General features: G+C 30.4%; 14 protein-coding genes. 8 read left to right on the plus strand and 6 right to left on the minus strand.

The features are described from left to right. Window positions 1-3 precede the first annotated feature (3 nt). The gene (gene rpsF, locus RRF68_RS04010; protein WP_218772301.1) at window positions 4-345 is read right to left on the minus strand and encodes a 30S ribosomal protein S6; all 342 of its coding nucleotides are present in this window, start codon (window positions 343-345) and stop codon (window positions 4-6) included. Window positions 346-467: 122 nt separating this feature from the next. Here rpsF and RRF68_RS04015 point away from each other — a divergent pair, with 122 nt between their 5' ends. Next, a complete protein-coding gene (locus RRF68_RS04015; RefSeq protein ID WP_315945095.1) occupies window positions 468-1364 on the plus strand; it encodes a sterol desaturase family protein in 897 nt (298 codons plus the stop codon). A 16-nt stretch (window positions 1365-1380) separates the two neighbouring features. Here the strand turns inward: RRF68_RS04015 and RRF68_RS04020 are convergent, their stop codons facing one another. From RRF68_RS04020 to RRF68_RS04030, 3 genes are all read right to left on the minus strand, one after another. Beyond that, complete coding sequence (locus tag RRF68_RS04020) at window positions 1381-2442, minus strand: hypothetical protein (RefSeq protein ID WP_315945096.1); 1062 nt, start codon at window positions 2440-2442, stop codon at window positions 1381-1383. A 64-nt stretch (window positions 2443-2506) separates the two neighbouring features. Next, window positions 2507-3295 (minus strand): hypothetical protein, encoded by a 789-nt coding sequence (locus RRF68_RS04025; protein ID WP_315945097.1) that lies wholly within the window; start codon window positions 3293-3295, stop codon window positions 2507-2509. Beyond that, window positions 3282-3842, minus strand: a complete 561-nt coding sequence (locus tag RRF68_RS04030; RefSeq protein ID WP_218772297.1) for an RNA polymerase sigma factor — start codon at window positions 3840-3842, stop codon at window positions 3282-3284. Before RRF68_RS04030 ends, RRF68_RS04025 begins: the two co-directional genes overlap by 14 nt. A gap of 411 nt (window positions 3843-4253) precedes the next feature. Between RRF68_RS04030 and RRF68_RS04035 the strand changes: the two genes are divergently transcribed. From RRF68_RS04035 to RRF68_RS04050, 4 genes are all read left to right on the plus strand, one after another. After that, window positions 4254-6470, plus strand: a complete 2217-nt coding sequence (locus tag RRF68_RS04035; protein WP_315945098.1) for a RelA/SpoT family protein — start codon at window positions 4254-4256, stop codon at window positions 6468-6470. A 75-nt stretch (window positions 6471-6545) separates the two neighbouring features. Beyond that, window positions 6546-6995 carry a Fur family transcriptional regulator gene (locus RRF68_RS04040; RefSeq protein WP_218772295.1) on the plus strand — a complete coding sequence of 150 codons (450 nt, stop codon included), beginning with the start codon at window positions 6546-6548 and terminating at the stop codon, window positions 6993-6995. A gap of 30 nt (window positions 6996-7025) precedes the next feature. Beyond that, window positions 7026-8297 carry an adenylosuccinate synthase gene (locus tag RRF68_RS04045; protein ID WP_315945099.1) on the plus strand — a complete coding sequence of 424 codons (1272 nt, stop codon included), beginning with the start codon at window positions 7026-7028 and terminating at the stop codon, window positions 8295-8297. 42 nt (window positions 8298-8339) lie between these two features. Next, complete coding sequence (locus tag RRF68_RS04050) at window positions 8340-8870, plus strand: DUF1572 family protein (protein WP_315945100.1); 531 nt, start codon at window positions 8340-8342, stop codon at window positions 8868-8870. 32 nt (window positions 8871-8902) lie between these two features. Here the strand turns inward: RRF68_RS04050 and RRF68_RS04055 are convergent, their stop codons facing one another. Continuing rightward, on the minus strand, window positions 8903-10330 hold the full coding sequence (locus tag RRF68_RS04055) for an aspartate aminotransferase family protein (RefSeq protein WP_315945101.1): 1428 nt from the start codon (window positions 10328-10330) through the stop codon (window positions 8903-8905). A 136-nt stretch (window positions 10331-10466) separates the two neighbouring features. Between RRF68_RS04055 and RRF68_RS04060 the strand changes: the two genes are divergently transcribed. The 3 genes from RRF68_RS04060 (at window position 10467) to RRF68_RS04070 (ending at window position 13308) form a co-directional block, all read left to right on the plus strand. Further along, window positions 10467-11381, plus strand: coding sequence for an OstA-like protein (locus RRF68_RS04060; RefSeq protein ID WP_315945102.1), 915 nt, complete (start codon window positions 10467-10469; stop codon window positions 11379-11381). 41 nt (window positions 11382-11422) lie between these two features. Further along, a complete protein-coding gene (locus RRF68_RS04065) occupies window positions 11423-12019 on the plus strand; it encodes a hypothetical protein (protein ID WP_315945103.1) in 597 nt (198 codons plus the stop codon). A gap of 110 nt (window positions 12020-12129) precedes the next feature. Beyond that, a complete protein-coding gene (locus RRF68_RS04070; protein WP_275316175.1) occupies window positions 12130-13308 on the plus strand; it encodes an aspartate aminotransferase family protein in 1179 nt (392 codons plus the stop codon). A gap of 31 nt (window positions 13309-13339) precedes the next feature. Here the strand turns inward: RRF68_RS04070 and metF are convergent, their stop codons facing one another. Then, window positions 13340-14296, minus strand: coding sequence for a methylenetetrahydrofolate reductase [NAD(P)H] (gene metF / locus RRF68_RS04075; protein ID WP_315945104.1), 957 nt, complete (start codon window positions 14294-14296; stop codon window positions 13340-13342). Between the last annotated feature and the right edge of the window lie 30 nt (window positions 14297-14326).

Here is a 14326-nt window from a genome sequence, read left to right on the forward strand (position 1 = left end):
TTCTTACTTTTTTGCAGATTTAACACGTTCTCTTCTTTTTTCAGCCCACGCTTCAGCATGCTTGTCTAACCTTACAGTTAAATAACGCATAACACTATCGTCTCTTCTGAATTCTAATTCAAAAGGAGTAATAGCATCTCCAGCTACTTTGTAGTCTAATAAGTGGTAAAATCCACTTTTTTTCTTTTCAATTGGGTAAGCTAATTTTTTTAAGCCCCAATCTTCTTTAGAAATCATTTCTGCACCTTTAGATAGTAAGTAGTCCTCAAACTTCTTTACTGTCTCCTTTATCTGAGTTTCAGATAAAACGGGATTCAAAATGAAAACAGTTTCGTAATGATTCATAATTAAATTGTTTAAAATTTATTTTAAGTTTGCAAATATACTGTTTTTCATCGGGTAAACAATCTATTGCTGCTAAAAATAATATGTGTTTTTTTATGTATTATTGTAATTAAACTAATTTCATGCAAATTCCTGATATCCCTAACTTAATTCACTACGCTATACCTTTCTTTATACTAACGGTTATTATTGAAGTAATAATTACAGTTAAGGTTAAGCTAGAAGGTTACGAATTTAAAGATGCCGCTACTTCTATAACAATGGGTTTAGGTAATGTAGCTATTGGTTTAATTACCAAAGGTGTTGTATTTGCTATTTTTACTTTATTATACAATTACAGAGTGTTTACAATACCTTTTATATGGTGGTCGTGGATTATCTTATTATTTGCTGAAGATTTTGTGTATTATTGGAATCATAGAATTGCTCATGAAAGCAGATTGTTCTGGGCAAGCCATGTAGTGCACCACTCTTCTACCAAATATAATTTAAGTACTGCTTTACGCCAAACTTGGTCTGGGAGCTTTTATACCTTTATTTTTTGGGCTCCGTTGGCGCTTATTGGTTTTCATCCGTTGATGATTTTAACACAAATGAGTATTAGCTTACTATATCAATATTGGATTCATACCGAGCTTATTAAAAAATTACCTAAATGGTTTGAAGCTGTTTTTAATACACCTAGCCATCACAGAGTACATCACGCTACGAATCCACAGTATTTAGATAGAAATCATGCTGGAATTTTTATTATTTGGGATAGACTCTTCGGTACTTTTGAGCCTGAAGTTGAAAAACCTGTATACGGATTGGTTACCAACATAAATACCCATAACCCTATTAAAATAGCATATTTAGAATGGTATAACCTATTAAAAGATGTTTTTACAAGTAAAACATCTTTAGGTAAAAGAATTTTATATTTTTTAAAACCTCCTGGATGGAAACATGACGGGTCGGGAACGCTTTCTGGTGATTTACGCCAGGAATGGGAAGAAAACAAAAAAGGAGAAGCTTAAAACTTCTCCTTTTTTGTTAATTAATATCAAATCGCAATCCTAATGAAAGATTTCTTGTTTCCGTATTTTTAAACAACGGATTCAAATCATATTTTGCGTATAATCCGCAACTTTTATAAGCAAAATAAGCACTTAATCCGTAATTAATAGTATTTGTATTAAAGCTGGCTTTTTGAAGTTCTTCTACACTTACTCCTTCTGCATTTTTGTATTCTAAATATTGACGGGTCCCTAATTTAAAACCAAAGAAACCTCCTAGTCCAATACGAACAGCTTTATGTGTTCTATCAACAACTTTATTATCCGCATATTTTTTATTTTTTGATAAATCGAATTCTAAATGCATCGGAAAAGTCATTTGTACATGACGCAACCTACTTTCACTTAACTTATTTGGATGTTCAATTAAAACCGTTTCGTTTCCGTTTACAATATGATACTTATTATTTTCAGCTCTTAAATTATTCCAAAGAAAAGAAAATCCGTATTTAAAATATGCTTTTGAGGGTTGTTTAGAAATTCGTGTTTTCCAGGTAAAACCAACTTCATAAAAATGCGATTGCCAAAACTTATAATCCGAATTATTTAATGAGTTAAATTCATTATTTGTTAAAACATTATTTACACCCATTGCAAAAACAAATTGAGTTGTTGTTCTCTTACTTTTTCTATATTTTCTTTTCTTTTTTTCTTTTTCAGACAAACTTAGCTTAAAAGTTGCCCCTCCTATTTTAAAGGTATTTTTCTCATCAACATCATCATTACTTACAACTTTTCCTTCAGTTTTATCTTGTACTAATTGTTGCAATATTTGTTCTTGAAAACTTACATATTTTTCAATTTGCGAAGCATGATATACTGCTGCTTCCTTTTTTAAAGAAGTAGCTTCAGTATTTGTTAGTTCATTTTCTGTTAATTTAAAATTGATTTCTTTTATTTTAACTTTTAACGAGTCTTTTTGTTCTTTTGTTATTTTATCTATTTTTCTAGATATTTTTTGCACTTCGTTTTCAAATGTTTTTACTTGAGATTGGGCAATAGTTGTTACTAACAACACTAAAAGTAGTATTCTTTTCATGGTTTTAAGTTTTAAATTAAACGGTAAAATTGGGTAATTTTAATTATCGATAATTGGTAAGCGCTTATTTATTTCTATCTGCAATTGCAACAATTACATCTGACATTTTTGATTTAAATTTCTGCATAAAGTTTTGCTTAAAATCAGCTTCTTCAATGTCGTACTCTACTTCTGCTAAAATTGTTTCAGGGTTTATTTTTAAGTTAGATCTTCTCAATTCTTTCTGAATCGTATCCAACATATCTTTTCTTTTTATTCTATAGGCAGCGTAATATTCTTTTACTTCTTGTTGTGAATGCGTTACAGCAAACAATAAATCATCACTATTAACCTTTATTCTTGGTCTTACAACTTTATTTTTTTGAATATTTACAACCGATATAACTTCTCTTTTCCCATCTATTAAAGCATCTTTTTCTTTATCTAAAGGAATCTTTTCTAGAATTGCAATTACACTTTCTGTAGCCCTTCTAGACTTCTTAACTACCAGTTTTTCAATTATTTTTGATGGAATTTCGTTATCTATAACTGTTTTATCTTTATTAACAATAGCTTCTTCAATTGGCGATATTTCATGTAAATTAATATCCTTTATTTTTAGCGTATCTAAAGAAGCGTTAACTATTGTTTTTTCGATATTCACAATATTATCATTGCTTTCGTAAAAAAAAACAATACTAATTAACACCGCAATACTAGCGGCATAACTTAAATAGATAAATCGTTTCCTTTTTTTCTTTTGTTGCTCTTTATCTAACTGAACACTCAAACGTTCCCAAGCTGATATTGATGGATTTATTTCTCTATCCTTTAACTTATCAGCAAAATGTGTATCTATATTATTTTTCTGCATTTTTAATCTGATTTGTTGTTATATAACTTTCTTGCAACCATTTTCTCGCTTTAAATAATTGCGATTTAGAGGTTCCTTCAGTAATATTTAATTTTTTTGATATTTCAGAGTGCTTGTATCCTTCGATAGCATATAAATTAAAAACTAGTTTATATCCTTCAGGTAATTTGTCTATTAATTTTTGAATATCATCTACCGAAGTATTCTCTAAACTTTCGGTAGCTGCATCATTAAAAACAAATTCTTCATCTGTTAATTGAATAGGATTTTTTTTACTCAAATACGTAAGACATGTGTTAACTATAATTTTACGAATCCAGCCTTCAAAACTTCCTTCATTTTTAAAAGTGTGTAATTTTGTAAATACTTTTAAAAACCCTGAAAGCATTAAATCTTCCGCATGATGTATATCTTTTACATATTGTCTGCAAACACCTAACATTTTAGGCGAATACTGTTCAAACAACAACTGCTGAGCTTCTCTGTTTTGCTCGCTTGCTCTTTTTATTAGTACAGCTTCTTTTTTATGTAACTGGATAATTTTCAACTCAAATTGTTTATTTACTTGTCTACAAATATAAAGACTAGAAGATTGTAAAAAAGGTTGCCTGAAAACAAAAAAAATCTCCGACTTTATAAAAAAGTCGGAGATTCAAATATCATATTGAATGATACCTCAGGGGGACTTATATATTATAAGGTCTTATTACCTCTGAATTACACTACAAATATATCTTTTAAAATCTGTACTAGTTAGAGGAAAAACACTCAACATATTATAGTCTTACCACTTTTTTATTGTTATTATGCACCTTACAAAAAGTAAAATAGTAAATAAAATAACAGCTTTAATATCATATAATAATTAATAATAAACATTTCTGATGAAAACTTGCTCAGTAAAATACTTTACACTATTTTTATTTTGAAACACATCTAATAAAAGAGCTTTAAGCGTATGAGTTATAATGCAACGATAGAAGAAGAAAACAAAGAAATAGCCCACAGATATAAAGATTTATTAAAAGGAACTTACCAAACATTATCCGAAGAGGATAAAAAACTAATACGTAAAGCGTTTGAAATTGCTGTAGAAGCACATTCTGAGCAACGTAGAAAAACTGGCGAGCCATATATTTTTCATCCAATAGCAGTTGCTAAAATTGTTGCTTATGAAATTGGTTTAGGAGCTACTTCTATTGCTGCTGCCCTACTTCATGATGTTGTTGAAGACACACATTATACAATTGATGATATGGAGCGCTTATTTGGCGAAAACATAGCGCGTATAGTTAGTGGGCTTACAAAAATATCTAGCTTAAAAAAAGAACAAGATTACTCGATACAAGCAGAGAATTTTAGAAAAATGCTTTTAACCTTGCATGATGATGTACGGGTTATTTTAATAAAAATTGCCGATCGTTTGCACAATATGCAAACAATGGATGCAATGCCGCCTCATAAACAAGTAAAAATAGCTTCTGAAACTTTATACATATATGCACCTTTAGCACACCGATTAGGATTGTATAATATTAAAACAGAACTTGAAGATTTAGGTTTAAAATATACAGAACCTGAGGTTTATAAAGATATTTTAATCAAAATTAAAGACAGTAAAGAAGAACAACAAAAATATATTGACACCTTTACAGGCATACTTAACGAAGCTTTAGATAAAGAAGGTTTTAAATATGAGATTAAAGGTCGTTTTAAATCCATTTTTTCTATTAGACGAAAAATGCGAAAACAAAACGTAAGCTTTGATGAAGTATATGATAAATTTGCTATTCGTATTATTTACGAACCAACTTCTGATGATGAAAAATTTGATGCTTGGAAGATATACTCTATCGTAACCGATTTCTTTAAACCCAACCCTGCGCGTTTACGTGATTGGATTTCTCAACCTAAATCAACAGGTTATGAAGCATTACACATCACAGTTATTGGGCCGCAAGCAAGATGGGTTGAAGTACAAGTTCGTTCTGAAAGAATGGATGAAATAGCCGAAAAAGGTTATGCAGCTCACTTTAAATACAAACAAGGAGAAGTACAAGAAAACGGGCTTGAAGGCTGGTTAAATAAATTAAAAGAAACTTTAGAAAATCACAGTGCAGATGCTGTTGATTTTGTTGAGGATTTTAAACTTAATTTGTACGCTAAAGAAATATATGTTTTTACACCAAAAGGTGATTTAAAATCATTACCAAAAGGCGCTTCTGCGTTAGATTTTGCTTTCTCTGTACATACTGATGTTGGTTTAAAATGTCGTGGTGCAAAAGTAAACGGAAAATTAGTTCCTTTAAGCTATGCTCTAAAAAGTGGAGATCAGGTTGAAGTACTTACAGCTAGCAACAACAAACCTAATGTACGTTGGTTAGATTTTGTTTTAACCGCAAGAGCGCGCACCAAAATTAAATCGGCCTTAAATGCAGAAGAAAAAATAATTGCAGAAGAAGGTAAGGCCATTTTATTAAGAAAATTACGCCATTTAAAAATAGGTTCAGGAGAAAAAGTTATCAACGAACTTGCTAGTTATTTTGGTTTAAAAACGAGTTTTGATTTATTTTTTAGAATCGGTAACGGTGCTATTGACAATACACAATTAAAAGAGTTTGTTTCTCAGAGAAGTGGCCTTATTATGGGCTTTATTAAAAATACTTTTCGTAGAAATCCATCAAAAGGAATTTCCGAAAAAGAAGAAGTTACCCATAAATACGACGCTTTAGTTTTTGGTAAAGAAGAACAAACGTTAGATTATACGTTAGCAAAATGCTGCTCTCCTATTCAAGGCGATACCGTTTTTGGTTTTGTTACAATAAATGAAGGTATAAAAGTGCATAAAAATAACTGTCCTAATGCTATTTCTTTACAGTCGAATTATGCATACAGAATTATGCCTGCAAAATGGATAGATTCTACCAAGCAAGAGTTTACAGCTGTTATACTTTTATCAGGGATAGACAATAAAGGTATTGTGAACAACATTACGCGTCTTATTTCTAATAGTATGGATGTTTTTATTCATAGTATTAATATCTCTGGAGATCATGGTGTGTTTGAAGGTAAACTCTCTTTAAGTGTTAAAAACAGAGCGCAGTTAAATAAGCTAATCGATAGTATGAAAAAACTAGAAGGAGTACAAAAAGTAGAGCGTGTTAATACAATGTAAATATCATTTTAATATCCTTGTTTTTTTATCAATAAATAACTGTAAATTTGTCCGTCCGTAAATTTTTAAATAACAATGAGTAATTCAGCCGAAAATCAAGAAATTGTAAAAAAAGTTTTCACTACTTTTTTAGAAGAAAACAAGCATCGTAAAACGCCAGAGCGTTATGCTATTTTACAGGAAATATATGTTGCTGAAGAACATTTTGATATAGAATCTTTATATATTAAAATGAAAAATAAAAACTATCGTGTAAGTAGAGCAACGCTTTACAATACGATGGATTTACTTTTAGACTGTGGACTGGTTCGTAAACATCAATTTGATGGGCAATCAATGGCGCGTTACGAAAAAAGTTATTTCGATAAGAATCATGATCATCTAATTATGACAGACTCTGGCGAAGTAAAAGAATTTTGCGATCCAAGAATTCAAATTATCAAAAAAACTATTGAAGATGTTTTTGATATAGATATTCACAACCACTCTCTTTATTTCTACGGAACAAAACGAAACACAAAATAACAACAACAAACACACTTAATAACACACTAAATGGCAGTAGATTTATTACTCGGATTACAATGGGGAGACGAGGGAAAAGGTAAAATCGTAGATGTATTAACAGGAAACTATGATATTATTGCACGATTTCAAGGGGGGCCAAATGCTGGTCACACCTTAATTTTTGATGGTAACAAACATGTTTTACACACAATTCCTTCTGGAATTTTTCACAAAACCGCTTTAAACGTAGTTGGTAACGGTGTGGTAATTGATCCCGTTATCTTTAAAAAAGAATTAGAAAATTTAGACGTTCATAAAATCGATTATACTTCTAAATTATTAATTTCTAGAAAAGCACATTTAATTTTACCAACTCACCGTTTATTAGACGCTGCTTCTGAAACTTCAAAAGGAAAAGCTAAAATAGGATCTACTTTAAAAGGAATTGGACCAACTTATATGGACAAAACTGGTAGAAACGGAATGCGTGTTGGAGATTTAGAATTAGACAACTGGAAAGATAAATATCGTGCATTAACAAAAAAGCATTTAAGCATGCTTGATTATTTTAATGTTCAGGTTGAGTATGATTTAGATGAATTAGAAGCTGAATTCGATTTAGGTATCGAAAAATTAAGAACTTTACAGTTTATAGATTCTGAAGAATATTTAAACTCAGCAATAAAAGAAGGTAAAACAATTTTAGCAGAAGGAGCTCAAGGATCGTTATTAGATATCGATTTCGGAACGTATCCGTTTGTAACTTCATCAAACACAACTGCCGCTGGTGCTTGTACTGGTTTAGGTATTGCTCCTAACAGAATTGGTGATGTATTTGGTATATTTAAAGCGTACACAACACGTGTTGGTTCTGGACCTTTCCCTACTGAATTATTTGATAAAGATGGTGAAGAAATGGCAAGAATTGGTCATGAATTTGGTGCTACAACAGGTCGTGCTAGAAGATGTGGTTGGTTAGATTTAGTTGCTTTAAAATATGCTGTTGATGTAAACGGTGTTACAAAGTTAATGATGATGAAAGGAGATGTACTTTCTGGTTTTGATACCTTAAAAATATGTACATCATATAACTATAAAGGTGAAAAGATAACACACTTACCTTATAATATCGAACCTGAAAATATTTCAGTAAATTATACTGAGTTTAAAGGATGGAAAGATGATTTAACTAAAATGACTGCTGCAGATCAATTACCTAAAAACTTATTGGAGTATGTTGCTTTTATTGAAAAAGAAACTGGAGTTCCGGTAACAGTAGTATCTGTAGGGCCCGATAGAAAACAAACAATTAATAGATAAATTTAAAAAGGAGCTCTTTATGAGCTCCTTTTTTTGTGCTTTATGATAGAAGAATATTTACAGAATATAACCAAACAATTTAAATCGTATAAAGAAGTAGCTGATAAAACTATAGATCAACTGCAACAAAAAGAATTGCAATTTAAATATAATGAAGAAAGTAATAGTATTGCTTCTATTATAATACATGTTTCTGAAAATATGTTATCGCGTTGGACCGATTTTTTTACTTCGGATGGAGAAAAAGATTCTAGAGATAGAGATGCTGAGTTTGAAACTCAAAATTTATCAAAAGATGAATTATTAACTAAATGGGAAAACGGATGGGACTGTCTTTTTACGGCTTTGAATTCGTTAAATGAAACTAATTTCGAGCAACCTATTTATATCAGAAATAAAAAACATAAACTTATAGAAAGTATTACTAGGCAAATTGCTCATTATCCTTATCATATTGGTCAGATAACTTATGTAGGTAAAATGATTTTAAATGATAAATGGCAAACAGCTTCTATTGCCAAAGGAAAATCAAAAGAATACATGAAACAAGCATTTAAAGAAAATTCAAAATAAAAAAGGGAGCTCTTTAAGAACTCCCTTTTTATTTATATCTTTAAAATCTCTTCTCCGAATTTATGACACAAGGCTAATGTTTCATTTACATCATGAATTGTTGTTTTCGGGTTAATCAAACACATACGTAATACTACTTGTTTGTTTAAAATAGTAGTAACTAAAAGTGCCTCTTTAGAATCCATTACTCTTTTAGAAATCTCTTGATTCAAATTATCAATTTCTTTTTCTGATAAATTTAACCCAATAGGATTGTATCTAAAATTAATAATAGCCAAAGTTGCAGGAGATATAATTTCCCATGTTCTGCTTTTTCTTAATTGTTTTTCTACATCTTCTGCTAACTTAATATTATAAGTTACCGCTTTCTTAAAAGTATCTAAACCATACGTTTTAATAGACATATAAAATTTTAAAGCTCTAAACCTACGTGTTAATTGAATTCCGTAATCATAAAAGTTTATTTCAGATTCATTTCCTTCAATATCACGTAAATATTCAGGTGTTTCGCTAAAAGTACTGCTTAACCAAGATGAGTCTTTAACTAATAAACAACCTATTTCATAAGGTTGATAAAACCATTTATGAGGATCTACTGTTAACGAATCTGCTCTTTCGATTCCTCGCAAAGCTTTTTCTCCTTTTTTTGCTAAAATTGCTGCTCCTCCGTAAGCTCCATCAATATGAAACCATAAGTTTTCTTCCTCACAAATATCCGCAAGTTCATCTAACGGATCTACAGTTCCTGTATTTGTGGTTCCTGCAGAAGCTATAAAACAAAAAGGCTGTAAACCTTCTAGCCTATCTTTTGCTATTGCATTTTTTAATTTATTGATGCTTATTCTAAACTCAATATCTGTTGGTAAAATTCGAATTTGTTCTTTTTTAAATCCTAAAACACGAATCGCTTTAATATTAGACGAATGCGCTTGATCTGATAAATAAATAACTGCTTTCGAAAAATCATCTCCACATTTAATACGTCGAGCTGTAGCTAAAGCTGTTAAATTTGCCATAGAACCACCACTTGTAAAAATACCTCCACCTTTTTCAACAGGAAAATTAAACATTTTTAACAACCAGTTCATTGTTACAATTTCTAACTCTGCAGCGGCAGGTGACGCTACCCAACCACCAGAAAATATATTAAAACCTGTTGCTAAACTATCAGCCATTGTGCTAATAAAATTACTAGGTCCTGGCACAAATGAATATGCTTTTGGGTGTGAAATAACGGTACTATTAGGAATTACGTTTTCCATAACAAAGTCTAAAACCTCGTTTGCATTCATACCTTTATCAGGTGCTTCTTGCAAAAATAAATTGTCCATTTCTATACGTGAAGCAGAAGTAACTGGTTTTTTATCTTCTAGAGTATCCCAATGTTCAGCAATCAAGTCTACTATTTTATAGCCATAAGACTTCATTTCTTCTAGAGATAAATCAAAATGGGCGCTCATAAAATTCTTTTTAAATGTTTATGCAAAATTAATCATTAAAAAACGACACTCACTTATTCTTCTTATAATTTTATTGATTTATTAAGAAATATGGCAGGTTCTTTTCATTATTTTTGTTGTCTAAAATATTATTACTTTGAAAAATTTATTTCTTATATTTTTTTTATTGCTTGCTATTTCTAATTATTCTCAAGCAAAAAAAATAAAAATACTTTCTACTCAACAAGCAACTGCCGATGAAGAGAAGTATCCTGGAGCAACAATACTTATAGGTAAAGTAAAAATGGAACATGAAGGTGCTACTTTAGATTGCCAAAGAGCATTGCTTTATAAAAAAGAAAATATTTTTAAAGCCTTAGGTGAAGTTGTAATCGAACAAGGTGATAGTATTATTCAATATAGTGATTTTGCCATTTATAATGGAGATACTAAAAAAGCAAAATCTTGGGGAAATGTTGAAATTAATGATAAAGAAATGAAACTTACCACAGATACACTTCATTTCGATAGAGTAAATCAACTTTTGTATTATCCTAACGGAGGAACAATTCGCGATAAAAAAAACACACTAAAAAGTATTAAAGGAACTTATTTTTTAAAGGATAAAAAATTTACAGCAAAATCTAAAGTTACCGTAGTTAACCCTGAAAACAACTTAGAATCTGATCATTTAGATTATTACACAAATTCTAATTTAGCATACTTATACGGCCCAAGTACGGTTACTAACTTAAAAGATAGTACTAAAATTTATTCTGAAAGAGGTTTTTATGATACCAATACTGATATTTCTTATTTCGTAAAAAATGCCAAGCTCTTTCTAAAAGAACGCACAATATTAGCTGATAGTTTATACTATGATAAACGCAAAGGTTTTGCTTCTGCAACTAATCGTATAAAAGTAATTGATACACTTCAGAAAATGGTTACCAAAGGTAATTATGCCGAATTATATGAAAAAAAGATTCGCTTTTTATCATCAACAAAGCTGTGGCAATTTCTGTACTTGATAAAGATTCGATGTATGTTGCTGGTGATAAAATCTTGCTAACCGGTAAGCCTGATAAAAGAATTGTTAGAATTTTCAAGAATGTGAAAATATTTAAATCTGATTTACAAGGAAAATGTGATTCTATTCACACAAGTCAAACTACAGGACTTACAAGAATGTTTAACAATCCTGTTTTATGGTCTGGTAAAAGTCAAATTACCGGTGATAGTATTCATTTTATTACTGATAAAAAAACAAATAAACTTGATTCTTTAAGAGTCTTACAAAACGCCTTTATGATTCAGAAAGATTCCTTATCTGATGATGATTATAATCAAATAAAAGGACGAAATATTTATGGTAAGTTTCAAGAAAATGATCTGAGAACAATGCTTGTTAAAGGAAACGCCGAATCGTTGTATTATAATAGAAATGATGAATCTCAGCTATTAGAAACAATAACAAAAGAAATAGCTAGTGATATTGAGTTTACTTTAGAAAATAACGAAATTATACAAACAAAGTACTTTAAAAAATCTGAAGGAAAAACATTTCCTCCTTCTGAATTCCCTTCTGAAGAAAAAAATTTAAAGGTTTTATTTGGCGAGAAGATGAACAGCCAAAAACAGTTGAAGACATTTTTATTAAAGATAAAACGACTAATATCACTTCTCCTGAAAAAAATAATTCTGCAGTAAAAAAAGCTAAAAATCAGTTCTTAAAAGAAACTGTAAAAAGACAAGATTTGAAAAAATCAGTAAAACTGAAGCCTTCTTTAAAATCAAAAAAAATAAAATAACAAGAATTAGTGAAAAACGATTTTTTAAAATATCAAGGGCAAACAACTCCTCATCCTTTAGCTATTGAAATTTCTCATGCTAACGGAAGTTATATATACGATGCTAACGGAAAAAAAATGTTAGATTTTGTAGCCGGAGTTTCCGCAAATAGTTTGGGTCATAATCACCCAAAAATTAACGACGCTATAAAAAATCAATTAAATTCCTATACACATGTTATGGTGTACGGAGAATTTATTCAGAAACCTCAGTTAGAACTTTGCAAGGCTTTAGCGAATACGTTACCTGAAAATTTATCTGCTGTTTATTTGGTTAATTCAGGAACAGAAGCAACTGAAGGAGCTTTAAAACTAGCAAAACGTTTTACAGAAAGAAGTGAAATAATAGCTGCCAAAAACGGATATCATGGTAATACCCAAGGAGCTATGAGCGTTTGTGGAGCAGAACAACAAAACCGTGCTTTTCGCCCGTTAGTTCCTGGTGTTAAATTTATTGAGTTTAATAATGAAATAGATTTAAATAAAATCACTACAAAAACAGCAGGTGTTATCTTAGAAACTATTCAAGGTGGTGCAGGTTTTATAGTGCCTAAAAACGATTATTTATCAAAAGTAAAAGAACGTTGTAAAGAGGTTGGGGCTTTATTAATTTTAGATGAAATTCAAACCGGTGTCGGGCGTACTGGTAAATTTTGGGGATTTGAAAACTACAATGTTGTTCCTGACATTATTATAGCCGGTAAAGGTTTAGGCGGCGGAATGCCAATTGGCGCTTTTATTGCTTCTTTTGATGTGATGAGTTGCCTTAAAGAAAATCCGAAATTAGGGCATATTACTACTTTTGGTGGACATCCTATTATTGCTAGTGCTAGTTTAGCAACCGTAAAGGAAATTACCGAAACAAACCTCATTGAAGAAACATTAAGAAAAGAAAAATTAATTAGGAATAAGTTTAAAAATCATTCTGCTATTAAAGAAATTAGAGGACGTGGATTAATGTTGGCCTTATTAGTTGAATCTCCTGAAATTGCGTCAAAGATTATCTTAAACTCTTTAGAGAATGGCTTAATTTTATTTTGGTTACTTTTTGAAGGAAGCGCCATTAGAATCACACCTCCATTAACTATTTCTGATGAAGAAATTAACGAAGGTTGTGATTTAATTTTAAATGAATTAAATAATCTTTAAACTACTTTTCGCTTCTAAAAATTATATATATTTAAAACAATGCTTTTGCAATTGCCTTGATATTATCACTTTTACCCATAGAGTAATAATGTAATAGCGGCACTCCGGCTTCTAATAATTCTTTAGATTGTTCAATGCACCATTCTACACCAACTTGCCTAACCTCTTTGTTATTTTTACAGTTATCTAACGAATTAATTAATATTTCTGGTAAATCTATTTTAAAAACTTGTGGTAACAATTGTAAATGGCGTTTTACCGAGATTGGTTTAATTCCTGGAATAATAGGTACTGTAATTCCTATTTCTCTAGCTGCATTTACAAATTCAAAATATTTTTGATTGTTAAAAAACATTTGAGTTACTACATAATCAGCACCTGCATCAACTTTTTCTCTTAACCTCTTTAAGTCGGTTTGTAACGATGGTGATTCTAAATGTTTTTCGGGGTAACCCGCAACACCTATACAGAAATCTGCTTTGTGGTTTGCCTCAATTACTTCGTGTAGATATTTCCCTTTATTTAAATTTTCAATTTGATTTACCAACTCTATTGCATATTGATGGCCATTTTTACTCGCTTCAAAGTATCGTTGATGACTCATCGCATCACCACGCAAAGCCATCACATTCTCTATTCCTAAATAATGACAATCAACCAATAAATACTCAGTTTCCTCTTTTGTAAAGCCTCCACACAAAACATGCGGTACAGTATCAACATCATATTTGTGTTTTATTGCCGCACAAATACCTACTGTTCCTGGTCGCATTCTGGTTATTTTTCTATCCAATAATCCGTTTCCTTTGTCAATATATAAATGTTGCTCTCTAGATGTTGTTACATCAATAAAAGGTGGATTAAATTCCATTAACGGATCTATATTATTATATAAATCTTGAATATTATTTCCTTTTTTTGGCGGAATTATTTCAAAAGAAAATAATGTTTTTCCGTTTGCTTTTTTAATATGTTCTGTTACCTTCATAAAGTTATTATAAAGGCGTATTTAACTATA

This window comes from Tenacibaculum sp. HL-MS23, assembly GCF_032463465.1.
In the GTDB taxonomy this organism is placed as follows: domain Bacteria; phylum Bacteroidota; class Bacteroidia; order Flavobacteriales; family Flavobacteriaceae; genus Polaribacter; species Polaribacter bernardetii.

Excerpts from the sequence above, each read along its gene's own strand:
- metF (WP_315945104.1), bottom strand. The coding sequence starts at position 14,296 with ATGAAGGTAACAGAACATATTAAAAAAGCAAACGGAAAAACATTATTT.
- rpsF (WP_218772301.1), bottom strand. The coding sequence starts at position 345 with ATGAATCATTACGAAACTGTTTTCATTTTGAATCCCGTTTTATCTGAA.
- RRF68_RS04045 (WP_315945099.1), top strand. The coding sequence starts at position 7,026 with ATGGCAGTAGATTTATTACTCGGATTACAATGGGGAGACGAGGGAAAA.
- RRF68_RS04055 (WP_315945101.1), bottom strand. The coding sequence starts at position 10,330 with ATGAGCGCCCATTTTGATTTATCTCTAGAAGAAATGAAGTCTTATGGC.
- RRF68_RS04035 (WP_315945098.1), top strand. The coding sequence starts at position 4,254 with ATGAGTTATAATGCAACGATAGAAGAAGAAAACAAAGAAATAGCCCAC.
- RRF68_RS04050 (WP_315945100.1), top strand. The coding sequence starts at position 8,340 with ATGATAGAAGAATATTTACAGAATATAACCAAACAATTTAAATCGTAT.
- RRF68_RS04020 (WP_315945096.1), bottom strand. The coding sequence starts at position 2,442 with ATGAAAAGAATACTACTTTTAGTGTTGTTAGTAACAACTATTGCCCAA.
- RRF68_RS04025 (WP_315945097.1), bottom strand. The coding sequence starts at position 3,295 with ATGCAGAAAAATAATATAGATACACATTTTGCTGATAAGTTAAAGGAT.
- RRF68_RS04015 (WP_315945095.1), top strand. The coding sequence starts at position 468 with ATGCAAATTCCTGATATCCCTAACTTAATTCACTACGCTATACCTTTC.
- RRF68_RS04040 (WP_218772295.1), top strand. The coding sequence starts at position 6,546 with ATGAGTAATTCAGCCGAAAATCAAGAAATTGTAAAAAAAGTTTTCACT.